At 69.5% G+C, this 21763-nt stretch carries 21 protein-coding genes; 9 read left to right on the top strand and 12 right to left on the bottom strand.

From position 1 onward, the window contains the following. Positions 1-4 precede the first annotated feature (4 nt). Entirely contained in the window at positions 5-1096 is a 1092-nt protein-coding gene (locus AC3WRM_RS03690) for a helix-turn-helix domain-containing protein (RefSeq protein ID WP_156393524.1), read from the bottom strand. Beyond that, positions 1089-1787, bottom strand: coding sequence for a hypothetical protein (locus AC3WRM_RS03685; protein ID WP_056678527.1), 699 nt, complete (start codon positions 1785-1787; stop codon positions 1089-1091). Before AC3WRM_RS03685 ends, AC3WRM_RS03690 begins: the two co-directional genes overlap by 8 nt. Positions 1788-2170: 383 nt before the next feature. Between AC3WRM_RS03685 and AC3WRM_RS03680 the strand changes: the two genes are divergently transcribed. Both AC3WRM_RS03680 and AC3WRM_RS03675 read left to right on the top strand, forming a co-directional pair. After that, on the top strand, positions 2171-3511 hold the full coding sequence (locus AC3WRM_RS03680; RefSeq protein ID WP_370200411.1) for a hypothetical protein: 1341 nt from the start codon (positions 2171-2173) through the stop codon (positions 3509-3511). Continuing rightward, positions 3508-4731 carry a hypothetical protein gene (locus tag AC3WRM_RS03675; protein ID WP_056678525.1) on the top strand — a complete coding sequence of 408 codons (1224 nt, stop codon included), beginning with the start codon at positions 3508-3510 and terminating at the stop codon, positions 4729-4731. Before AC3WRM_RS03680 ends, AC3WRM_RS03675 begins: the two co-directional genes overlap by 4 nt. A 119-nt stretch (positions 4732-4850) precedes the next feature. Here the strand turns inward: AC3WRM_RS03675 and AC3WRM_RS03670 are convergent, their stop codons facing one another. The 3 genes from AC3WRM_RS03670 to glnA form a co-directional block, all read right to left on the bottom strand. Then, the gene (locus AC3WRM_RS03670) at positions 4851-6044 is read right to left on the bottom strand and encodes a tyrosine-type recombinase/integrase (protein WP_235532521.1); all 1194 of its coding nucleotides are present in this window, start codon (positions 6042-6044) and stop codon (positions 4851-4853) included. 96 nt (positions 6045-6140) lie between these two features. Beyond that, a complete protein-coding gene (locus AC3WRM_RS03665) occupies positions 6141-6416 on the bottom strand; it encodes a helix-turn-helix transcriptional regulator (protein WP_370074840.1) in 276 nt (91 codons plus the stop codon). A gap of 392 nt (positions 6417-6808) precedes the next feature. Then, positions 6809-8230, bottom strand: a complete 1422-nt coding sequence (gene glnA, locus AC3WRM_RS03660; RefSeq protein WP_492247088.1) for a type I glutamate--ammonia ligase — start codon at positions 8228-8230, stop codon at positions 6809-6811. 190 nt (positions 8231-8420) lie between these two features. On the opposite strand from glnA, the gene AC3WRM_RS03655 reads away from it, so the two are divergent. Then, on the top strand, positions 8421-8786 hold the full coding sequence (locus AC3WRM_RS03655) for an RDD family protein (protein WP_492247089.1): 366 nt from the start codon (positions 8421-8423) through the stop codon (positions 8784-8786). A gap of 6 nt (positions 8787-8792) precedes the next feature. On the opposite strand, the gene AC3WRM_RS03650 is transcribed toward AC3WRM_RS03655, so the two are convergent. Genes AC3WRM_RS03650 through lipA form a run of 3 tightly spaced genes read right to left on the bottom strand, consistent with a single transcriptional unit; the run spans position 8793 to position 10822 of the window. After that, on the bottom strand, positions 8793-9131 hold the full coding sequence (locus AC3WRM_RS03650) for a hypothetical protein (RefSeq protein WP_492247090.1): 339 nt from the start codon (positions 9129-9131) through the stop codon (positions 8793-8795). Continuing rightward, entirely contained in the window at positions 9131-9835 is a 705-nt protein-coding gene (locus AC3WRM_RS03645; protein ID WP_309634461.1) for a DUF4191 domain-containing protein, read from the bottom strand. Before AC3WRM_RS03645 ends, AC3WRM_RS03650 begins: the two co-directional genes overlap by 1 nt. 21 nt (positions 9836-9856) lie before the next feature. Further along, on the bottom strand, positions 9857-10822 hold the full coding sequence (lipA, locus tag AC3WRM_RS03640) for a lipoyl synthase (RefSeq protein WP_253023217.1): 966 nt from the start codon (positions 10820-10822) through the stop codon (positions 9857-9859). A 78-nt stretch (positions 10823-10900) separates the two neighbouring features. Here lipA and AC3WRM_RS03635 point away from each other — a divergent pair, with 78 nt between their 5' ends. The 4 genes from AC3WRM_RS03635 (at position 10901) to AC3WRM_RS03620 (ending at position 15491) form a co-directional block, all read left to right on the top strand. Continuing rightward, positions 10901-12172: a sensor histidine kinase gene (locus tag AC3WRM_RS03635; RefSeq protein ID WP_492247091.1), complete on the top strand. Its 1272-nt coding sequence runs from the start codon at positions 10901-10903 to the stop codon at positions 12170-12172. Next, positions 12169-12825, top strand: coding sequence for a response regulator transcription factor (locus AC3WRM_RS03630; protein WP_492247092.1), 657 nt, complete (start codon positions 12169-12171; stop codon positions 12823-12825). The genes AC3WRM_RS03635 and AC3WRM_RS03630 overlap by 4 nt, the downstream gene beginning before the upstream one ends. A 582-nt stretch (positions 12826-13407) precedes the next feature. Continuing rightward, the gene (locus AC3WRM_RS03625; protein WP_492247093.1) at positions 13408-14286 is read left to right on the top strand and encodes an ABC transporter ATP-binding protein; all 879 of its coding nucleotides are present in this window, start codon (positions 13408-13410) and stop codon (positions 14284-14286) included. Beyond that, a complete protein-coding gene (locus tag AC3WRM_RS03620; protein WP_492247094.1) occupies positions 14283-15491 on the top strand; it encodes an ABC transporter permease in 1209 nt (402 codons plus the stop codon). Before AC3WRM_RS03625 ends, AC3WRM_RS03620 begins: the two co-directional genes overlap by 4 nt. A gap of 7 nt (positions 15492-15498) precedes the next feature. On the opposite strand, the gene lipB is transcribed toward AC3WRM_RS03620, so the two are convergent. Further along, positions 15499-16224, bottom strand: a complete 726-nt coding sequence (gene lipB, locus AC3WRM_RS03615) for a lipoyl(octanoyl) transferase LipB (protein WP_492247095.1) — start codon at positions 16222-16224, stop codon at positions 15499-15501. 67 nt (positions 16225-16291) lie between these two features. Between lipB and AC3WRM_RS03610 the strand changes: the two genes are divergently transcribed. Beyond that, positions 16292-16717: a hypothetical protein gene (locus AC3WRM_RS03610; RefSeq protein ID WP_492247096.1), complete on the top strand. Its 426-nt coding sequence runs from the start codon at positions 16292-16294 to the stop codon at positions 16715-16717. A 3-nt stretch (positions 16718-16720) separates the two neighbouring features. Here AC3WRM_RS03610 and AC3WRM_RS03605 read toward each other — a convergent pair whose 3' ends face one another. The 3 genes from AC3WRM_RS03605 to lpdA are packed head-to-tail and all read right to left on the bottom strand — an operon-like array spanning position 16721 to position 20913. After that, positions 16721-17611, bottom strand: coding sequence for a TIGR01777 family oxidoreductase (locus AC3WRM_RS03605; RefSeq protein ID WP_492247097.1), 891 nt, complete (start codon positions 17609-17611; stop codon positions 16721-16723). Between the two features lie 7 nt (positions 17612-17618). After that, on the bottom strand, positions 17619-19481 hold the full coding sequence (gene sucB, locus AC3WRM_RS03600; RefSeq protein WP_492270909.1) for a 2-oxoglutarate dehydrogenase, E2 component, dihydrolipoamide succinyltransferase: 1863 nt from the start codon (positions 19479-19481) through the stop codon (positions 17619-17621). 19 nt (positions 19482-19500) lie between these two features. Continuing rightward, positions 19501-20913: a dihydrolipoyl dehydrogenase gene (gene lpdA / locus AC3WRM_RS03595; RefSeq protein ID WP_492247100.1), complete on the bottom strand. Its 1413-nt coding sequence runs from the start codon at positions 20911-20913 to the stop codon at positions 19501-19503. Between the two features lie 227 nt (positions 20914-21140). Here lpdA and AC3WRM_RS03590 point away from each other — a divergent pair, with 227 nt between their 5' ends. Further along, positions 21141-21743: a hypothetical protein gene (locus AC3WRM_RS03590; RefSeq protein ID WP_492247101.1), complete on the top strand. Its 603-nt coding sequence runs from the start codon at positions 21141-21143 to the stop codon at positions 21741-21743. The last annotated feature ends 20 nt before the right edge of the window (positions 21744-21763 follow it).

The raw sequence follows: 21763 nt of genomic DNA, 5'->3' as shown, positions 1-21763 counted from the left end.
CCGTTCATGGCTGCACCAGCCGTAGCGGGGTCGCGGGAGGTGTCTCGCGGGGCGGTCGGTAGTGGGCCTTGAACGGGGCTGGGAGCATCCCGGCGGTCTTGGCGAGCTCGTCGATGGTGTAGCCGTGCTGGCTCAGGTGCACCTCCATCACCCTGGTCAGGGTGCTGGGAGTTTCGGCCGGCAGGGCACCGGGCTCGAGCTGCTTCCAGCCCAGCTGGTTGAGCCGGATCTGGAACTGGCGATACTGCCGATCGGAGATCTCGTCGAGGTCGTAGGCGCGCCGGATCAGTGCCGCGATCGACATGCCCCACTGGGCCTTGAGCTGGATGAGCCGTGGGAAGTCGCGGGTGGTCAGGCCGGCCAGCTGCGGTGCGATCTCCTCGGCCGGGGCGAGGAACTCCGCAGCGAAGATGTCGGCCTGCTTCTCCTGGTCGTCCTCGGGGATGGTGTGGAGGAGCAGGTGAGCGAGCTCGTGGCAGGTGGTGAACCTCTGCCGGTCGGCCGGCAGACCGAGGTTGACGACCATGATCGGCGGGCGCCCACCGTCACGTGGCCAGGTGGACACCGCGTCTTGGGCGTTGGTGACCAGCGACCGTGCCACCACGATGATGCCAACGGCCTCGAGCACCTCGACGACGTTGTGGATCGGGCCGGTCGGGACTCGCCAGGAGGCGCGTACGGCGCGTGCCGCGGCCGCGGGGTCGCCGTCGAACAGGTCGAGGTCGAGACGGTGCAGCTCGGTGTCGGGTACGAGCTCGATGCCGCGCAGCAGGCCCTCGACAGAGACCCGGGTCAGGTGAGTGAGGGCCTCGATGCGCCGCTTGGTGGAGGCGTTGATCTTGGAGTGCCGGCGCCGGTGGTGCATGCAGGTGACCTCCAGCCCCTGCACGGGGGTGTCGTCGACCAGCAGCTCGACCGGGCACTTCAACGCGTCCGCCACCTTGAGGAGGTTCTCACCGGTCAGGGGCAGCAGGCTCGACTCGACCTTGGAGATGTAGCCCTGGCTCAGACCGGCGGCCTCGCCCAGGTCGAGCTGAGTCAGGCCGAGCGACTCCCGCACGAGGGTCACCATCCGCGGCCGTGCCTGGTCAGACACCACGACCTCCTCCGGGGCGAGAGCCGGCTGCGAGGCGCTTGGCAGCGGCCGTCTGCGCCGAGCGGATGATCGGTGGCGACAGCGGCGCGAGCGGCATCTGCACCGGGCCGGCGACCGAGCCAACAACAGGGGTCGTGCTGGTCATGCTGGTGAGTGGGATCGGAAGAGAGTAGAAGACGTCGGTGAAGCCGAGATGGCAGACCAACTCGAGGCGCGAGATGTTCTCCTCGGCGGTGTCCAGGACGTAGCCAGCGGTCAGGACGGTGAACGTCTCCATGCCCGGCAGGCACGGGTCGCCGAGGTGGTAGGCCAGGCTGAGCGCCCGGTCGGAGTCGCTGCGGCACAGGCCGAGCTCGGAGGTGAGCTTGCGGAACCGGACCCTGAGACCGCCGCCGGCCAGGCTCACCCACGGCCGGCCGAACTGGTCGTCCTCCACGGTGGCCTCAGGCACCCGGTTGAAGATGCGGTGGGCCGGCTCACGAGTGAAGTCCGAGACCAGCATCCCGCGCGAGGAGGCGCCGGCAAAGGCCATCTGCGGCGCCGCCAAGCGGCGGGTGGTCGCGAACCCGCCCCACGCTTCGATGAGGACCTGACCGAAGAGTGGAAGGTGCCTCCCCACTGCCTGCGCGACCGCCTCGTGGCTCGCCGGCGCGGTGACCGGGAACTCGTTCGCCTCGCTCGATGCAGTCATCTCGATCCTCTGCTCGGAATGCTCTGGGAATGAAAGCGTAGCATTTGTGCCGGGCAGATCGGCTCCGGACTGCTCGTGGGTGTTGCCGAGTCGTCTGTGTCTGACCCTGCGGGTCGCCGGCCAGAAGCCATCTCCTCCACTTCGGTCGCGGTGACGTCCGGGTGTTCGCGACCTCGGGCGGGATAGTCGCCAGCTGAGGTAGATCGTCGTACGCGTCGCGCCATGCTCCCCAGCCACGGTCGGTCTGCATATCGGCGAGGCTCGACATCAGCCACTCGAGCAGCGGCATTCGCCAGGCGTTTCGCCGCCAGAAAGGTCGAATGGCACTCCGAATCTCTTAGGCGATCGAACGTGGGCGCTGGAAGAATCGCCGAAGGAAGCGCATGTGGTCCGTGTGGTTGCCGTTGCCGCGCGCGAACATGAAGAACTACGGGGACAGGACGATGGACCACTTCGACGAGGGTTTGCGTTGCCAGGACGTGCACTCCGGCGTGCGGAACGTCGACCCGAACTCGCCGGTGCTGCAGCCGCTGGTTGACACCCGGATCGTCGGGATGGCGGCGACCGTCGCGGGCCTCATCCGCGGCAACGACGTCATCAAGGACGCGCAGGCGCTGATGTCGATCGCGGCCAGCCAGCTTGATGTTGACATGCTGGCGTTCAACGAAGTGGTCACGCTCCTGGGCGACGCCGGGTTCGTAAGCGGTATCCAGCGCTCGGGCGGCAAGATCCAGACCTTCACCGAGAACGTCCCCTACTACGACGATCTGTACACGCGGCTCGGGGAGGTGTGGCAGGACCGCAACCCGACCGAACTAGAGAAGCAGCTCCTGATGGTTGTCGACGGGCTGTCCGAGGCCCCGGTGCCGCTGGAGGAGCTCGAGTCGACCTTCGCGCTGGACCACGCCGATGTCCCGCTGATCGTGCAGTTGGCCATGGACTCCGGGCTGATGCAAAAAGTGCAGGCCATCGACGGCGACATCGTGTACTCGCCATTCTTCGGGTTCGAGAACCCGGCCCTGCTCGGAGAGCTCGTGAACAGTCACGGTGGTGATCAGCTCGCGGAGGAGTTCGCCGCGGTCCGGGCGAAGCAGGGGCTGGCCATCTCTCCGACCACGCACCCGCTGCTGACCGACGCGGTTGCGAAGGGCCTCATCATGGCGCCGGCCGTGACCGTTCCTGGTGGGGGTGCGCAGCCGTTCGCTGCGCTGCCATACATCGCGGATAGGAAGCTCCTGACCGCCCGCAAGCCCGTTCTGGACAAGGCGCTCGCGGTCATCGCGTGTCTGCGGTGCGCGGAGTCGTTCGGTGGGTATTCGAGTCTGGATGCAGCCGGGCTCATCAACGTCATCGACAAGTTGCTGGACCCGAACCGGGGGTTCTTGGCGCCGCACAGCGGTCACAAGCGGCAGTATGAATTGATGCGGAACGCCCGCCTCATCGAGTTCGCTCCGGACACATTGCCTGGCGGTCGGTGGGTGACTCCTCGGTTCATCGACACCGCCGACAACCGGGAGGCGCTGAAGCTTGCGCGGGAGCTGCTGACGCACGGTGAGCTGGTCGAGCACCGGGTCGATGACGCGCTGGCGCGGGAAACGCTGGCGTCGGACCGGTCGTACGTGGCGCCGATGCAGACCGTGCATCGGCTCCGGAAAAGTGCGCAGCCTTCGGCGAAGCAGTTCGACAAGATCTTCGAGGCGGCGATGGGAACGAGGTCTCTGTGAGCGAGCTCGATCTGGGCCTGAAGGTAGGCGTCCGGTCGCTCCTGTGGTCGATGGGTTTCTCGACCCGACTCGACGTGGTGCTGCGTGGTCACGAGCGTGCTGACGGAGGGCCGGCAGAGACGTTCACCGACCTAGACGTTCTCGGGGTCTCCGTCACGCCGGGGTACCGGCTGTCGACGACCATCGCTGATTGCAAGTCTGGCAAGTCGGACAAGCCGACCGCCCGGATGTTCTGGGTCCGCGGTGTCGCTGACCTGTTCGGCGCCGACGACGCCATGCTGGTGCGCGAGCACGAGGTCCTCGACTCGACCAGGCAGCTGTCGGACAAGCTCCGCATCACGGTGCTCCCCTCAGCGGACCTGGCCCACATGCAGACCCTGCACGGTCCGCCGGTGCCCGAAGGCAGCCCGCTGGCCATCTTGTTCGACAAGGCCGCAGCAGAAGCGCACCTGAAGGCGTACACGAACCTGGACAAGCGGTTGAAGCCGCTCATCGATTACCGCGACTTCGACTACTGGATTTACGACGACCACCGCAACCCATTCCAGCTCGTCGCGCACCTCTCTGACGCGGTGAAGTTCCTCAAGCCGAAGGACCCCGACCACCTGTCGCTGTTCTTCGACCTGGCGTGGCTGTACCTGGTGACCCTCATCAAGGTCACCGAGCACGTGCGAGGTGCTTTCCTTTCTGACCCCGACCGCGGGCTCCAGGAGTATCTGTACGGCGGCGCGACCGGGCTGAAGGAGAAGAAGCAGGTCGCTCAGCTCCTGCAGTCACTACGCCCTGACGGCGCGAAGGAGCGCGACCACCTGCCTGAGTACTACCCGACGCTCCGGGAGCTCGTCACCCGGCTGATGCGGCGCCCTGACCACATGCAGAACGCGCTCCGGCAGGCCGAGGCTGCGTCCGCGTTCGCCGCGGCGCGGCAGCGGATGACGCTCTCGAACGCGTTCGGTGACGAGTTCGATGAGATCGCCGCCAAGTTGGTCGCGGACGTCTGCGGGTTCCTGGTGACCGCGACCGGCATCGACCCGGAGTTTCGGGTACAAGCTCGCGCCTACCTGCTGGGGGAGTCGGTTGCGGAGGTCTCCGTAGCTGGCGCAGCGAAGGCCTCCGCGGGCGCGATGGCCGCGAAGAAGACCCCGGCCAAGAGGTCGACGGCGAGTCAGGCGACGAATGCTGCTGAGGCTGACACAGCCGATGGATCGGATGCGACCTAGCTGGCGCTGAACTTCTTGGCCCTGGGTCCCATTGTCGTCTTACCTGTTGGGTCATCGACCTTCTCTGTAGAAGACCAACCTTGTGCAGGGTTACTCGCTGCTTGCGGGTGTCGATCTTCTCAGGGTGCGCCGAGTTCGGTGATGCCATCGCCATTCACTGCCGTGGGCTTCTCATCCTGCACTTCCGCGAATGCCTGATCGATGGCGGCCCTCGTACGCTCGGAGCTGCTGGGCATGAGGTGCGTGTACGTCCGCAAGGTGAAGCCTGGATCGCTGTGTCCTAGGTATTCAGAAACCGCGCGGATCGACTCGCCGGCGTCCAGCAAGACGGATGCGTACCAATGGCGGAGGGCGTGCATGCCGTTATCCCGCACCTGCTCGATGCCCACGCGCGCCTGCGCGGGCTTCCAGAGGCGCGTGTTGAAGTAGTTGCGGTTGAGGGCCGAGCGTTCGCGTGTCGTCAGTATGAGCCCCGCGCTCGACTTCCTCTCAACCTCGGGCGCGCCCCACGGCAGCGTGACACTGCGCCGCGGGTAGGCGGCGAGGTGGCTGCTGAGTTCCGTCCCGACACTTTCGGGCAGTGGGACGGTCCGGGTCTTGTCGCCCTTCGGCAGACCGAAGACCAGGCGGTTGCCACCGAAGACCTTGACCTGACGCCTCACCTCGACAACTCCACGAAGGAAATCGACATCCTCGACTGCCAGGCCGAAAACCTCGCCTTGACGCAGTCCAAGTCCCGAACCCAACGTCACCGCGATCCTGTACTGCGGTGGCAGCGCGTCGTGCATGGAGGAAACCCACTCTGACGGCCACGGCACAACCTTTCGTCGCGACGTGGCGGGCCGTGTCACTGAACTCGCCTTGCAGGGATTCTTGGCGATCATGTCGTCATCGACTGCAGCAGAGAAGATGGCGGACACGTTTGAGAAAATGACGCGTCGATAGGTTTCGGCCATCTCCATCGACCGGAGAAGTTTCTGGATCGTCGACGGCTTGATCTGGCGAAGTTCGAGGTGTCCGAGGGTCGGGAACACGTGGAGCCTGAGTCGCAGCTCGGTCGCCTCGTAGGTCAGCGGACTGAACGTCCGGCTTGCCAGCCACTCCTCGGCATACGTCCGAAACGAGATCCTGCCCGCGTCGACATCAAGATAGGTTCCACGGAGTTTGTCCGCCTCGACTGTGTTGCGAAACGCGACCGCCTCGGCTTTGCGTCGGAAGGTCTTGCGGCGTTGCCGCCCCTCGGGATCTCGGTAGTTGACGACGTAACGAGGGCTGCCGTCGTCGGCTGGCCTGCCAGAGCTAACGCTGGCCATGGCTGTCCTCGGCACAATCCGATCGAGGGACAAGTCGTGCTGCCGGATGTCCCGTCGCTATCGCCGGTCCCGGGTCTGGCCGAGGACCCGTCGGGATCACTGATTCTCCTCGAGTCGAACCGTCCAATTGATGACGGTTGCTGCTCCCCAGCGCAGGTGCTTGCCGACACGGAAGCCGGCGGGACCGTAGCCTGTCGTCCGCCACGAGTAGATGGTCTGCTTGGTGACGCCGAGGTAAGACGCGACATCGTCGATGTCCCACAGTTCCTGCGCATCGACCAGCCTGGGTGACCGGCTGCTGGCGTTTCCGCGACGCCGCGGACCGAAGACTCCCGGTTCCGCAGTCGGCACGTTCGAGTTTGTTGCCATCATCAAGCCCCTCCTCGCGGCGTTGACGAACGTTTGGTCTACGGGCACCTATGTCCGACAACCGCGCGGGAGCGATCACGCAGGTGGAAATGATCTGGCAACGCGCTCGCCGAGCATCCGCTACGACGGTTGTCAGCTCATGCGATGCGACGGCGACGATTCGGGCGACCGAGTTACGCCGAGACCCCCAGGGTGGACCGCCCGGGGAGCGCCAAGAGACGAGCCTGGCGGAAGGTGGCGCTCCCGAGATTTGTACTGGATTTGTAACAGGCGAGCGGCTAGCAACAGCAAACGCCGCCGAGCGACCAAAGGGTCGCTCAGCGGCGTTTCTGCAGGTCAGCGGCTGTTTGTTGCGGTTGTTCAGCGTTCCTGAACGACCGCAGCCGGCGGCCCGGTTAGATGTCGTAGTACAGCTCGAACTCGTGCGGGTGCGGACGGAGCTGGACCGGGAGGATCTCCTCGGTGCGCTTGTAGTCGATCCACGTCTCGATGAGGTCGGGGGTGAACACGTCGCCCTGGGTGAGGAACTCGTGGTCAGCCTCGAGGTTGTCGAGGACCGCGTTCAGCGACGTCGGGACCATGTCGATCTCGGCGTACTCCTCCGGCGGGAGCTCGTAGATGTTCTTGTCGATCGGGGCCGGCGGCTCGATCTTGTTCTTGATGCCGTCGATGCCGGCGAGCAGCAGGGCCGAGAAGGCCAGGTAGGGGTTGCTCGACGGGTCGGGGCAGCGGAACTCGATGCGCTTGGCCTTCGGGTTCGAGCCCGTGATCGGGATGCGGACGCAGGCCGAACGGTTGCGGGCGGAGTAGACCAGCGCGATCGGGGCCTCGAAGCCCGGGACCAGACGGTGGTAGGAGTTCACGGAGGGGTTCGTGAACGCCAGCAGCGACGGCGCGTGCTTCAAGATGCCGCCGATGTAGTGACGGGCGGTGTCGGACAGTCCGCCGTAGCCGGCCTCGTCGTAGAACAGCGGCGAGCCGTCCTTCCAGACCGACTGGTGCACGTGCATGCCCGAGCCGTTGTCGCCGAAGATCGGCTTCGGCATGAAGGTCACCGTCTTGTCCGCGGCCCACGCCGTGTTCCGGACGATGTACTTGAACTTCATGATGTCGTCCGCCGCCTTGAGCAGCGTGTCGAACTTGTAGTTGATCTCCGCCTGGCCGGCCGTGCCGACCTCGTGGTGACCACGCTCGAGGACGAGGCCCGCGTTCGCGAGGTTCGTCATCATGTCGTTGCGCAGGTCGGCCGTCTGGTCGGTCGGCGCGACGGGGAAGTAGCCGCCCTTGTAGCGGACCTTGTAGCCACGGTTGTCGGTCAGGTCGTCACCCGTCGACCACGCCGACTCCAGCGACGTGATCTCGTAGAACGACTTGTTGGCGCTCGTGCCGTAGTTGACGCGGTCGAAGATGTAGAACTCGGCCTCGGGGGCGAAGAACGCGGTGTCGCCGATGCCAGTGGTGGCGAGGTACGCCTCGGCCTTGCGGGCGATGTTGCGGGGGTCGCGCGAGTACGCCTCGCCGGTGATCGGGTCGTGGACGAAGAAGTCCATCGCGATCGTCTTGCGACGCTTGAACGGGTCGACGTAGGCCGTGCCGAAGTCGGGGTAGAGCACCATGTCGGACTGGTCGATGCTCTGGAAGCCGCGGATCGACGAGCCGTCGAAGGCCACACCGTTCTCGGCGGCGTCGGCGTCGAACGTCCACGCCGGCAGCGTCACCTGCTGCTGGATGCCGGGCAGGTCGGTGAAGCGGACGTCGAGGTACTCGACGCCCTCGTCCTTGACGTACTTGAAGAACTCGTCGGCATTGCCGAACATGGGGCCTCCTCAGCCACGCGATGGTGGCCTGGTCGTCGATGTGGCGGGAGCGGACGCCTCGGCGGCCGCGTCACCGACGCTAGGCAGAGGCAGTTTCCCTACCGTCACTCCATTGTTTCGGGCATGTTACAAGTCTCGCTCGAGAATGAACGCCACGTGTCGGCGGTGAGCGGCCCGCTAGGCTCACGGCGTGTACGACGTCTCGCTCGGTCGCCGCCTGCTGGCCCTCTTCATCGACTGGGCGGTGGCGATGCTCAGCGTCGTCGCGGTCACCCGGACGCCGCTGGCGGGGGAGGGGGCCGTCAGCTCCTTCGTGACCCTCGGGGTGTTCTTCGTCGAGGTCACGCTCCTGACCGGCGTGCTCGGCTACTCGATCGGCAAGCGCGTGCTGAGCCTGCAGGTCGTCTCGCCCGAGGGACAGCCGATCGGTCTCCCGCGCGCGGCGCTGCGCACGGCGCTGCTGTGCCTCGTGATCCCCGCCATCATCCAGAACGAGGACCACCGCGGGCTGCACGACATCCTGTCCGGGTCGCGTGTCGCCCGCCTCGGGATCTGACGCCGCTCAGCGGTCGAGGTCGGCGCGGTTGCGCTCCACCGACACGACCGTCGCGCCGTCGAAGCAGAAGCGCGCGACGCCGCGGTAGGAGTCGCGGTACGTCGTCCGCGCGTACAGGCACGACGCGCCCGACGGCTCCGCCGAACCGCCCTCCCGGACGAACGTGCGCGCCAGGTCGGGGTCGTCCGTTCCACCGGCCTCGCGGACGTCGTCGGTCGTGAGCGCGTCGCCGCGCGCGTCGAGCGAGCGGTACGTCTGGCCCGTCATCTCGCCCGGCGTCGCCGCCTGGCACGCGCCGGTCCCCAGGGCCGCCGCGAGCGCCAAGCTCGTCCACGTGCGGGACATCAGCCCCGCATCTGGCGCCGGGCGCCCTTCATGCTCGTCGGCACGGGGCCGCGCGGCATGGGCGCCGCCGGACGCATCGCGTCGAGCGCCTTCAGCTTGTTGAGGATGGCGGTCTGCTCCGCCGGCTTGATCGCGTTCGGCAGCTTGCGCACGTGCTTGATCAGCTTCGGCAGCGGCACCTCGCCCTCGCCGCGACCGACGACGACCTCGAGCACCGGCACCTCGTCGCCGACGATGCGTGCATGCTTCTTGCGCTCGGAGGCGATCAGGCTGCGCACGCGCGTGGAGTTGCCCTCGCCGACGAGGATGATGCCCGGACGCCCGACGACGCGGTGCACGACGTCCTGGTTCTTGTTGAACGCGGCCGCCTGCTTGACGTGGTATCCACGACGCAGCATCTGCAGCGCGCCCGCGGCGGCGCCCGTCTGGCCCTCGACCTGCGAGTAGGCCGCCTTCTCCGCGCGCCGTCCCAGCACGAACAGCGCACCGAGGATGCCGAACAGCACCGAGATGATGACCGTGAGGACGATCGCGAGCACGCCCGTGCCGACGAACGTCAGCAGCAGGACGGCCGGGATGCCGGCACCCAGCACGAAGGCCAGCAGCATGAACAGTCCGACGTTGCGGTCGGACTGCTTGGTGATCTTGTACGCCTGGCGCAGCTGGCGCAGACGTCCCTCGGGCGGGGCGGCAGGGGTGGACATGCCGTCCATCCTACGGGTGCCTCAGGCGGCGCCGTCCGTGTGGCGGAGCACGACCTCGCCCGTGGACTCACGCTTCTCGACGGCCTGCTGGTAGAGGCGTCCGGCGCGGTACGACGAACGCACGAGCGGGCCCGACATGACGCCCGCGAAGCCGATCTCGTCGGCCTCGTCCTTGAGCTCGACGAACTCCTCGGGCTTCACCCAGCGCTCGACGGGGTGGTGGCGCGGGGAGGGGCGCAGGTACTGCGTGATGGTGATGAGGTCGCAGCCCGCCTCGTGCAGGTCGCGCAGCGCCTGCGAGACCTCCTCGCGGGTCTCGCCCATGCCGAGGATGAGGTTGCTCTTGGTGACCAGTCCGTAGTCGCGCGCCTGCGTGATGACGTCGAGCGAGCGCTCGTACGTGAACGCCGGACGGATGCGCTTGAAGATGCGCGGCACGGTCTCAACGTTGTGCGCGAGGACCTCCGGCCGGGAGCTGAAGACCTCCTCGAGCAGGTCGGGCTTGCCGTTGAAGTCGGGGATGAGGTTCTCGACGCCGGTGCCCGGGTTGAGCTCGTGGATCTTGCGGACCGTCTCGGCGTACAGCCATGCGCCACCGTCGGGCAGGTCGTCGCGGGCGACGCCGGTGATCGTCGAGTAGCGCAGCTCCATCTTCTGCACGCTCTCGGCCACGCGGCGCGGCTCGTCGCGGTCGAGCGGGGCCGGCTTGCCGGTGTCGATCTGGCAGAAGTCGCAGCGACGGGTGCACTGCTCGCCGCCGATGAGGAAGGTGGCCTCGCGGTCCTCCCAGCACTCGAAGATGTTGGGGCAGCCGGCCTCCTGGCAGACCGTGTGCAGACCCTCGCCCTTCACGAGCTTCATCAGCTCGTTGTACTCAGGACCCATCTTCGCGCGGGTCTTGATCCACTCGGGCTTCTTCTCGATCGGGGTCTGGCTGTTGCGGACCTCGAGTCGAAGCATCTTGCGGCCGTCCGGTGCGATCGTCACGCCGTCCAGCGTACGCCGCCGTCCCAGCGTCGCCACGGGCGCACGCCTACCCGGGCGTAGCCTCGCTAGGGTCGAGGCGTGAGCATCCTCGACCGCTCCTGGACCCGACCTCGGCCCACGCGCGCCCAGCTGGCGACCGACGTCGTCCTGGGGGTCGTCGCCGCCCTCGTGAGCGTCGCGTCCGTGCAGGTCTATGCCAGCGCCTCGGGCGTCTCGACGGGCTGGAGGGGCGTCGAGGCGTACCTGTGGTTCGCACTCGGCGGGCTCGCCCTGTGCTGGCGCCGTCGGTACCCGCTGACCGTCCTCGTGCTGGTCTCCGCCGTCTTCGTCGTCGTCGGCGAGCGGCTGCTCGAGCTGGGCGCCGTGTTCACGATCCAGATGGTGCTCTTCGCCGCGCTCTACGCCGCGTGGGCGTGGTCGCGGCGTCCGAGATCGCTGATGGTCGTCACCGTCGTGGTGCTCGTCGGCATGTTCGGCTGGCTGCTGTGGTCGTTCGGCCGCGACCTCATGCCGCCGCTGGGGGAGCAGACCGGGCTGCTGCCGCCCAAGATCGCGCTCATCGTCTACAGCGTCGCGCTGAACGTCATGTACTTCTTCGGCGCCATCGCCTGGGGGCAGGCCGCCTACCTGAGCGCCCGCCGCAGCGCGCTCGTCGAGGACCAGCGCGAACGCGAACGGGCCGTGCAGGACGTCGAGCAGCAGCAGGCCGTGCAGGCCGAGCGGGTGCGCATCGCCCGCGACCTGCACGACGTCGTCGCGCACCACGTCAGCGGCATCGGCGTGCAGGCGGCGGGTGCCAGCCGGCTCCTCGAGGCCCGGCCCGAACGAGCCCGCGAGGCGCTCGGGGCGATCGAGACGTCGTCGCGCCAGGCCGTCGCGCAGATGCACCAGATCGTCGGGCTGCTCCGCTCCGACGACGAGACCGCGCCCACCGGCCGTGGTCCGCAGCCGGGCCTCGACGACGTCCGACAGCTCGCCGTGACCACCGATCGCCCGTCCGTCGAGGTGCACTGCGTCGGCGAGACGTTCACCGTCCCCGACACGGTCGGGCTGTCGCTCTACCGCGTCGCGCAGGAGGCGCTCAGCAACGTGCGACGCCACTCCGCGGCGACGTCGGCGCGGGTGACCCTGCGCCACCTCAGCGAGCCGGGGGAGCGTGCCGCGGTCGAGGTCGAGGTGCTCGACGACGGTCCGGTCCGCTCCACGCCCCGCGAGGACGGCGGCGGGTTCGGGCTCGACGGCATCCGTGAGCGCGTCGCCATGCACGGCGGCCTCGCCGACATCGGCCCCCGACCCACGGGCGGCTTCCGCGTGCGGGTGCGCATCCCCGTCGACCGGGAGGACGGATGAGCGACCAGGCCCCCATCCGCGTGCTGCTCGTCGACGACCAGGAGCTCATCCGCGCCGGGTTCTCGATGATCCTGGAGATCGAGGACCACATCGAGGTCGTGGGGGAGGCCCGCGACGGCGACGAGGCGCAGCGCCAGGTCGCCACGCTCACGCCCGACGTCGTGCTCATGGACGTGCAGATGCCCGGCACGGACGGCATCACCGCCACCGAGCGCATCGTCGCGGAGCACCCCGACACCCGGGTGCTCATCCTGACGACCTTCGACGACGACGAGTACCTGTTCGCGGCCCTGCAGGCCGGCGCGAGCGGGTTCCTGCTGAAGAACTGCCCGCCCGAGGACCTCGTGAGCGCCATCGGCCTCGCGGCCCAGGGTCACGGGCTGCTCGCGCCCGAGGTCACGCGTCGCGTCATCGCCCGCTCCACCGGCCGCGCCCGCGGCGACGCGACCGTCCTCGACGACCTCACCGACCGCGAGCGCGACGTGCTCCGTGCGCTCGCCCGCGGGCTCAGCAACGCTGAGATCGCGGCCGAGATGTACGTCAGCAGCGCGACGGTGAAGTCGCACGTGTCGCGCATCCTCACCAAGCTCGGCGCGCGCGACCGGGTGCAGGCCGTCATCGTCGCGTTCGAGTCCGGCTTGATGGATGACTGAACCCGATGCCCGAACCCGACTGAGCGCAGCGAAGGAGCGGTGAGGGCAGGTCGAGTGGTGCACGCCGAAGGCGTCTCGCTGTATCGGGACCTCGGCAGTGGTCAGGCTCGGGTGTGTGCCCGCTCTGCGCTGATCCGCGTCGAGTGGTCTCGATACGCGGCCTCGAGCTCGCTGGCGCTCGCCGCGACCGCTACTCGACCAGCGGTGGTGCGTGCCCGCTCGACGCTGATCCGCCCCGGGTGGTCTCGATACGTCGATGCGGCGCTCGTGCCTCGCGCGCATCGACTACTCGACCAGCGGTCGGGGCGGCTGCTCGCTCTGCGCTCATCTGTGCGGGGTGGTCCCGATACGCGGCCCGAGCTCGCTGGCGCTCGCCGCGGCCGCCACTCGACCACCGATGTGAAGGCCCGCTCGACGCTGGTCCGCGCCGAGTGGTCTCGATACGCCGATGCGAACGCTCGTTCCTCGCGTGCATCGGCTGCTCGACCAGCGGTGGGGTGGGCTCGACCTAGCCGTGCGGGGGAGGGAGGCGTGGCCGCGCGGCCGATGCGGCGAACCTGGACGGATCCCTAGCGTGGACGCATGATCACCGTCGAGAAGCTCAGCAGACGCTACGGGGACGTCACGGTCGTCGACGACGTGTCCTTCGAGGTCCGGCCGGGACGCACCACGGGCTTCGTGGGCGCGAACGGTGCGGGCAAGACCACCACCATGCGGATGATCATGGGGGTGCTCGGGGCCAGCTCGGGAGAGGTGCGCTGGAACGGGGAGCCCATCACCGCCGACGTGCGTCGGTCCTTCGGCTACATGCCCGAGGAGCGCGGGCTCTACCCGCGGATGAACCTCGTCGACCAGCTCGTCTACTTCGCGCGGCTGCACGGGCTCGACGCCCGCGACGCGCGCTCCCGCGTCGACGAGCTCCTCGAGCACTTCGACCTCGCCGACCGCGGCGGCGACCTGCTCGACACCCTGTCGCTCGGCAACCAGCAGCGCGTCCAGATCGCCGCGTCGCTCGTGCACCGCCCGAGCGCCCTCGTCCTCGACGAGCCGTTCTCGGGCCTCGACCCGCTCGCCGTCGACTCGATGGTCGACCTGCTCCAGCAGGAGGCCGCCGACCTGCCGCTGCTGTTCTCCAGCCACCAACTCGACCTCGTCGAGCGGCTCTGCGACGACCTCGTCATCCTGTCCGGCGGTCGCGTCGTGGCCGCCGGCCCCGTCGACGAGCTGCGCGACAGCGGTGCCGTCCGCTACCGCGTCGTCATGGACGGCACCGACGCCGCCTGGCTGCGCGACCTGCGCGGGGTGCGCACCCTCGACGTCGACGGCGACGAGGCGCTCGTCGAGCTCGACGGACTCAAGCCCGCCGAGCTGACGCGTGCCGCCTTCGAGCGCGGCCCGGTCGTCGAGGTCGCCCGCGTGCACCAGCCCCTGTCCGACATCTTCCGGGAGTCCGTCCGATGAGCACCCACAGCCCGCACCCCGACCAGAGCAGCGGCACGCCCGCGCCGCGTGATGCGTGGAAGGTCGTCGCGCGACGCGAGATCGACGTGCAGGTGCGGAGCAAGTCGTTCCGCATCGGTCTGCTCGTGACGGTGATCGGCATCGTCGCCACGATCGTCGGCGTCCACTGGTTCCAGAACCGCGACACGACGCAGACGGTCGCCGTCGTCGAGCCCGCGGCCGCCGCAGTCGTCAAGGCTGCCGACCAGCTCGCCGGCGACGACACCCTCACCATCCGCTCGAAGGACGTCGCCGACACCGCCGCTGCCGAGCGGGCCGTGAAGGACGGCGACGCCGACGCCGCCCTGCTCGCCACCGACGACGGCTACGAGCTGGTGGGGGAGCGCGACGTCGACGCGACCGTGCGGCAGTCCGTCACCGCGGCAGTGCGCGCGACGGCCCTGCAGGACAACGCCGCCGCCCAGGACGTCGACCTGTCTGCGCTCGACGCCGGCACCGTCACCTCGGAGCGTCTGCTCGACCCGGCCGCCGAGAACGCCGGCCTTCGCCAGGCGACATCGTTCGTCTTCGTGCTGCTCTTCTTCCTGACGGCGCTCGGGCTGGGCATGGGCATCGCGGGCAGCGTGACGCAGGAGAAGGAGAGCCGGGTCGTGGAGATCCTCGCCGCCGCCGTGCCGATCCGACAGCTGCTGTGGGGCAAGGTCGTCGGCAACACGGTGCTCGCCGTCGTGCAGATCGTCGCCTACGCGGCCGCTGGGGTCGTCGGTCTGCTGGTCACCGACCAGGCCGGCGCGCTCGACGTGGTCGGCCCGCCGATGCTCTGGTACGTCCTGTTCTTCCTGGTCGGGTTCGTCGCCCTCGCCAGCCTGTGGTCGGTCGCCGGGTCGCTGGCGTCGCGCACGCAGGACCTGCAGTCGACGACCATGCCCGCGCAGATGCTCCTGCTCGTGCCGTACTTCCTCGCCGTCCTCGGCGGGGAGGGCATCAAGACGGTCGTGTCGATGATCCCGGTCGTCTCGTCGATGATGATGCCGGCGCGCCTCGTCGAGGGATCCGTGCCCGCCTGGCAGGTCGCGGTCGCGCTCGGCGGCACGCTGCTCGCGGCGGTGCTGCTGGTGCGGGTCGGAGCCCGCGTGTTCGAGCGGACCCTGCTGCGCACCGGCGGCAAGATCGGCTACCGCGAGGCGCTCTCCCTGGCCGAGTAGGTCCGCGTCAGGCGCGCGCCGCCCCCGGGAGCCCCAGCACGGGCACCTGGGGGTGCGCGTCGTCGTGGACCAGGTCGGGCGACGACGTGTACGGCTCCCAGCCCAGCAGGTCGACGAGGTGCGGACGCACGGCGTCGGCCGCCTCGGGCACGCTGACCCGGCGTCCCAGCTCGGCGGTCAGGGTCGTCACGCCGGCATCGGCGATGCCGCAGGGCACGAAACGGTCGTACCAGGAGAGGTCCACGTCGGCGTTCAGCGAGAAGCCGTGCATCGTCACGCCACGGGTGACGCGGATGCCGATCGCCGCGACCTTGCGCTCCGGACCGCGGTCGTCGGCCGCGACCCAGACGCCGGAGCGTCCCGGCACCCGACCCGTCGCGACCCCGAGGTCGGCGACGGCGCGGATCAGCGCCTCCTCGACGCGGCGGACGTAGTCGACGACGAGGACGTGCGACGGCAGCCGCGTGATCGGGTACCCGACCAGCTGACCCGGACCGTGGAACGTGATCTTGCCGCCGCGGTCGACGTCGACGACGGGCGTGCCGTCGAACGGGCGCTCGTGCGGCTCGGTGCGCTTGCCGGCCGTGTAGACGGGCGGGTGCTCCAGCAGAAGCGCGGTGTCGGCGACCTCGTCGGCCACCCGCTGCGCGTGCAGCTCGCGCTGCAGCTCCCAGGCCGTCTCGTAGTCGAGGGCGCGGTCGCCGTACCAGTCGTCGATGATCTGCAGGCTCACGCTCCTACCGTAGCCCCGGTGTGGACGACGGTTCGACGCGAGCGTGTGGGCCGTCGAGGCTGACGTCATGACCAGCTGGCTCGCAGCGCTCGTGACGTGGTGCAGCACGCTGCTCGGCACCGGCGACGCCGACCCCGCCTGCCTGGATCTCGGCCGCCTCGACGCCCTGCGGGCAGAGGCGTTCGCGAGCGCCGACCCGGCCGGGCTGCACGACGTCTACGCGTCGCGGACGCTGCGCGAGGCCGACGCGCGGGTCCTGCGCGGCTGGACCGATCGGGGGTTGCGGCTCGAGGGCATGGCGCAGCAGCGCACCTCGTGCCGCGTGGTGGAGCGGTCGAGCCGCGAGGTCGTGCTCGACGTCGTCGACCGGCTCGGACCCACCCGGGCCCTGGGTGACCAGCGGGTGCACCGGCTGCCCAGCGACCAGCCGACGCGACGCACGGTCGTGCTCACGTGGACGGTGGACGGCTGGCGCGTCGGCGCCGTCCGGTGATCGTCAGGCCAGGGCCGAGCGGAGGGCCGACGGCAGGTCGGCGTCCTCGAAGACGAAGCCGTTGTCGAGCAGGACCTGCGGCACCATGCGCAGCGACCCGAGCAGGTCGTCCGAGAGCGCGCCCAGCGCCACGCGCAGCACGGGAGCCGGGGCGACGAGCACGGTCGGCCGGCCCAGCACGTCGCCGAGCGCCTTCGTGAACTCGGCGTTCGTGGGTGCCTCGGGCAGCGACAGGTTCACCGGGCCGGTGATGCTGTCGCGCTCCAGCAGGAACGCCACGGCGCGCACCCAGTCGCGGCGCGACATGACCGACATGCGCTGACGACCGTTGCCCAGCCGAGGACCCAGGCCGAGCTTGAACGGCAGCAGCATGGGTCCCAGCAGACCGCCCTCGTCGTCGAGGGGGAGGCCCGTGCGCAGGCGCACCACGCGCTGGCCGGCCTGCTCGGCCTCGACCGTGGCGCCCTCCCACGCGACGCACAGGTCGGCGAGGAAGCCGTCGCCACGTCCGGCCGACTCCGTGAGCCGGTCCTGGCCGCGGTCGGCGCCGTAGATGCCCATCGCCGAGCCCGACAGCAGCACCGTCGGGGAGCTCGACGCCGCCACCGCACGGGCGATGGTGGTGGTCGAGTCGACCCGCGACGACCAGAGCTGCTTCTTGTAGGCCTTCGTCCGCGGCCACCGGGCGATGGTCGCGCCCGACAGGTTGACGACGGCGTCGGCGCGGTCGATGAGCACCTGGTCGATCCGGCCGGCGGCGGGGTCCCACAGGGAGGCGTCAGGACCGGGGGTGCCGGAACGCACCAGCCGCGTCACCTGGTGGCCCTGGTCCCGCAGGTGCGAGACCAGGGCCGAGCCCAGGAAGCCGGACGCGCCGCCGACGACGACGTGCATCAGCGGGTCAGAGCTCGCCCTCGAAGGAGCCGCTCTGCAGTCGCTCCTTGACCGCCGTCAGGAATCGACCGGCGTCGGCACCGTCGATGAGGCGGTGGTCGTAGGTCAGCGCCAGGTACGCCATGCTGCGCACCGCGATGCTGTCGCTGCCGTGCGCGTCGGTGATGACGACCGGACGCTTGACGACGGCACCGACACCCAGGATCGCGACCTGCGGCTGGTTGATGATCGGCGTGTCGAAGAGCGCGCCGTTGCTGCCGAGGTTGGTGATCGAGAACGTGCCACCGGACAGCTCGTCCGGCTTGATCTTGTTCGTGCGGGTGCGCTCGGCCGCGTCGGCGATCTTGCGCGCCAGCCCGGCGATCGAGAGGTCGCCGGCGTCCTTGATCGTCGGCACGAGCAGACCGCGCTCGGTGTCCACCGCGATGCCGAGGTGCTCACCGGCCGGGTACGTGACCGTGCCGGCCTCGAGGTCGAGCGCCGCGTTGAGCGTCGGGTACTGCTTGAGCGCCTCGACCGCCGCCTTCGCGAAGAACGGCAGGTACGTCAGCTTGACGCCCTCGCGCTCCAGGAACGCGTCCTTGTGCTTGGCGCGCAGTCGGGCGATCTCGGTGACGTCGACCTCGTGCACCTGCGTGAGCTGGGCCGAGATCTGCAGCGACTCGGTGAGCCGCGAGGCGACCACCTTGCGCAGCCGGCTGAGCTTCTCGGTCTTGCCGCGCAGCGGCGACGGCTCCGAGGAGGCGGCCGGGGCGGGCGCGGACGGGGCCGACGCAGCCGGGGCGGGGGCCGCGGCCTGCTCGGCCTTCTTGGCCGCGTCGAGGACGTCCTGCTTGCGGATGCGACCGCCGACGCCGCTGCCCGTGATGGTGGCGAGGTCGACGCCGTGCTCCTTGGCGAGCTTGCGCACGATCGGCGTCACGTAGGTGTCGCCGCCGCTCTGCGTCGAGGCGCCCGACGTCTGCGGGGCCTCCTGCTTCGGCTCGGGGCGCGCCTCGTTCTCCGGGTGAGCCTGCTTCTCCGGCTGCGCCGTCGGGGCGGGAGCGGACTCGCTCTTCGAGACCTCCTCGGCCTTCTCCGGCTGGCTCTTCTCGGCCTCGGCGGCCTCCTCGAGCTCCTCGGCCTGCGCCGGCTCCTCGGCGGGGTCGCTGTCGAGCGACGGGGCCTCGTCGGACGAGCCGCCCGAGGAGGAGCCCGCGGCGGACGCGTCGCCGACGACGGCCAGCACGGCGCCGACCTCGACGGTCTCGTCCTCCTCGACCTTGATCTCGAGGATGGTGCCCGCGACGGGGGAGGGGATCTCGGTGTCGACCTTGTCGGTGGAGATCTCGAGCAGCGGCTCGTCGACCTCGACGGTGTCGCCGACGTTCTTGAGCCAGGTGGTGACGGTGCCCTCGGTGACGCTCTCGCCGAGCTCGGGCAGCGTGACCTCGGTGCCCTCGCCGGTGGACTTCGTCTCCAGGTGCGGCTCCTCGCCGTGCTGGTTGACGGGCGTGCCGTCGTCCTCGCGCGCCGGCTCCTCACCGGGCTGCTCGGCGGAGGCCTCGTCGGAGGAGGACTCCTCGACGTCGGCGTCCTCGGTCTCCTCCGGCTCGGCCGGCGCCTCGGAGCCGCCGTCGGACGGGCTCTCGTCGGCGTCGCCGATCACGGCGAGGTCGGCGCCGACCTCGACGGTCTCGTCCTCCTCGACCTTGATCTCGAGGATGGTGCCCGCGACGGGGGAGGGGATCTCGGTGTCGACCTTGTCGGTGGAGATCTCGAGCAGCGGCTCGTCGACCTCGACGGTGTCGCCGACGTTCTTGAGCCAGGTGGTGACGGTGCCCTCGGTGACGCTCTCGCCGAGCTCGGGAAGGGTGACGGTCGTTGCCATGATGTCGTCCTCGTTCGGGTCAGGCGTGCGAGTGGAGGGGCTTGCCGGCCAGGGCGAGGGCAGCCTCGCCGAGAGCCTCGTTCTGGGTGGGGTGCGCGTGGATCAGCTGCGCGACGTCCTCGGGGTAGGCCTCCCAGTTGACGATGAGGGAGGCCTCGCCGACCTGCTCGCCGTAGCGGGCGCCGATCATGTGGACGCCGACGATCGGACCGTCCTTCTCGCGGACGAGCTTGATGACGCCGGCCGTGCCCAGGATCTGGCTCTTGCCGTTGCCGCCGAGGTTGTACTCGACCGTCTCGACGTTGTCGTCGCCGTACTTCTCCTTGGCCTGCGGCTCGGTGATGCCGACCGACGCGAGCTCGGGGTCGCAGTAGGTGACGCGCGGGATGCCCGGGTCGAGGACGGGCTGCGGCGAGAGGCCCGCGATCTCCTCGGCCACGAAGATGCCGTGGGCGAAGCCGCGGTGCGCGAGCTGCAGGCCGGGCACGAGGTCGCCGACGGCGAAGACGCCCGGCTGGTTCGTGCGCAGCCGCTCGTCGGTGGGGACCCAGCCGCGGTCGACCGTGACGCCGGCCTCCTCGAAGCCGTTGCCGTTGCCGTTCGGGCCGCGACCCACCGCGACGAGGACGAGGTCGGTCTCGATGGTCGAGCCGTCCTCGAGCGACACCTTGACGCCGCTGTCGGTCTGCTCGACGCCGGAGAACTTGGTGCCGGTCTTGAAGGCGATCTTGCGCTTGCGGAACGCGCGCTCGAGGTTCTTCGACAGCGTCGGGTCCTCCAGGGGGACCAGCGACGGGAGCGCCTCGATGATGGTGACCTCGGCGCCGAACGAGCGCCAGACGGACGCGAACTCCACGCCGATGACGCTGCCGCCGATGATGACGACCTTCTCGGGGACCTCGCTCATCGTGAGGGCCTCCTCGCTCGTCACCACGCGGCCGCCGATCTCGAGGCCGGGCAGGCTGCGGGCGTAGGAGCCGGTCGCGAGCACGACGTTGCGGCCGGTGTACTGCTGGCCGTCGACCTCGACCGTGCCGCCGCCGTCGGCGTCGGTGGAGACGAGGCGACCCTCGCCCTCGACGACCGTGATGCCGCCGGACTTGATGAGGCCCTGCAGGCCCTTGTAGAGACGGTCGATGACGCCGGCCTTGTAGCTGTTGACCTGCGCCATGTCGATGCCCTCGAACGTCGCCTTGACGCCGTAGGTCTCGCTGTGGCGGGTCTCGTCGGCGACCTCGGCGGCGTGCAGCAGCGCCTTGGTCGGGATGCAGCCGTTGTGCAGGCAGGTGCCGCCGAGCTTGCCCTTCTCGACGAGCGCGACGCTGAGGCCGAGCTGCACCGCACGGAGGGCACAGGCGTAACCGCCGCTGCCGCCGCCCAGGATGACGATGTCGAAGGTGTTCGTGCTCTGGTCGCCCGGGCTGTCCGCCACAGTGTCCTCCCGCGTGGAATGGTCGTTCGCCAGCCATCTTGTCACCCTCGGCCCACGCCGCACCACGGGGGGAGCGACCGGTGAGTAGGTTCTCCGGACTCGTCGGTGGGCCTCGTTCGCGGGGCCCGTCGCAGGGGCGCGTGCTGTGGCTCGTCGAGGGGATCCTCCGGGGGAGCTCTCGGTTCGGACCGGGCCCGGCGCCACCAGTGGTCGGGCAGAATGTCGCCATGGCACTGTTCGGCCGCCGACGCGGCAGCTCCGACCGGCGCACCGTGCGTGACGACATGGCGGCGCTGCGCGACTGGGCGACCATCCGGCACGGCGTCGAGGCGTACGTGGAGCCCCGCACCTCCTTCAACGAGCCGACGGTCGTGCTGGTCGCGTCCGACGGCGAGTCGATCCGCCGTCGGGTGGAGTCCTACAAGGCGGCCGCCGAGCTGGCACGCAAGCTCGGGATCCCGGTCTACGACGCGAACCGCGTGGGCTACCCGCAGCGGATGCGCGACTACGCGGTGCGCCAGCAGGGTCGCTCGACCGGGCACACCGCGTCGGCCACCAGCCGCGACCCGCGTCGCTCCACCCCTGGCGGCGGACCGACGCGTCCTGCGGCCGGTCCGCGACCGCTGTCGCCGAGCGAGCGCGACGCGATCGCGACCCTCCAGGTCTCGGCCGACGTCGCCGGCGGTGACGTCACCGTCCGCCCCGACGACGAGGTGCTCCGCCGCTGGTGGAAGCAGGCGCGGGCCCGTTCGCACCCCGACCGTCGCGGTGGCGACCGCACGGAGTGGGACGAGGTCGAGCAGGCCGCCCAGACCCTCAACCTCTCCTGACCCCAATCCCCAGGACGCAG

It is taken from the genome of Aeromicrobium sp. EU05-FHT14F07 (genome assembly GCF_058790455.1).
The sequence above is the reverse complement of the archived record's forward strand: the minus strand, read 5'-3'. Positions and strand labels throughout refer to the sequence as shown.

Coding starts and splice junctions, on each gene's coding strand:
- AC3WRM_RS03665 (WP_370074840.1), bottom strand. CDS start 6,416: ATGATGGCAACAAACTCGAACGTGCCGACTGCGGAACCGGGAGTCTTC.
- AC3WRM_RS03685 (WP_056678527.1), bottom strand. CDS start 1,787: ATGACTGCATCGAGCGAGGCGAACGAGTTCCCGGTCACCGCGCCGGCG.
- sucB (WP_492270909.1), bottom strand. CDS start 19,481: ATGGCAACGACCGTCACCCTTCCCGAGCTCGGCGAGAGCGTCACCGAG.
- AC3WRM_RS03645 (WP_309634461.1), bottom strand. CDS start 9,835: ATGTCCACCCCTGCCGCCCCGCCCGAGGGACGTCTGCGCCAGCTGCGC.
- AC3WRM_RS03590 (WP_492247101.1), top strand. CDS start 21,141: ATGGCACTGTTCGGCCGCCGACGCGGCAGCTCCGACCGGCGCACCGTG.
- AC3WRM_RS03670 (WP_235532521.1), bottom strand. CDS start 6,044: ATGGCCAGCGTTAGCTCTGGCAGGCCAGCCGACGACGGCAGCCCTCGT.
- AC3WRM_RS03605 (WP_492247097.1), bottom strand. CDS start 17,611: ATGCACGTCGTCGTCGGCGGCGCGTCCGGCTTCCTGGGCTCGGCCCTG.
- AC3WRM_RS03610 (WP_492247096.1), top strand. CDS start 16,292: ATGACCAGCTGGCTCGCAGCGCTCGTGACGTGGTGCAGCACGCTGCTC.
- AC3WRM_RS03620 (WP_492247094.1), top strand. CDS start 14,283: ATGAGCACCCACAGCCCGCACCCCGACCAGAGCAGCGGCACGCCCGCG.
- AC3WRM_RS03625 (WP_492247093.1), top strand. CDS start 13,408: ATGATCACCGTCGAGAAGCTCAGCAGACGCTACGGGGACGTCACGGTC.
- AC3WRM_RS03680 (WP_370200411.1), top strand. CDS start 2,171: ATGTGGTCCGTGTGGTTGCCGTTGCCGCGCGCGAACATGAAGAACTAC.
- glnA (WP_492247088.1), bottom strand. CDS start 8,230: ATGTTCGGCAATGCCGACGAGTTCTTCAAGTACGTCAAGGACGAGGGC.
- AC3WRM_RS03630 (WP_492247092.1), top strand. CDS start 12,169: ATGAGCGACCAGGCCCCCATCCGCGTGCTGCTCGTCGACGACCAGGAG.
- AC3WRM_RS03650 (WP_492247090.1), bottom strand. CDS start 9,131: ATGTCCCGCACGTGGACGAGCTTGGCGCTCGCGGCGGCCCTGGGGACC.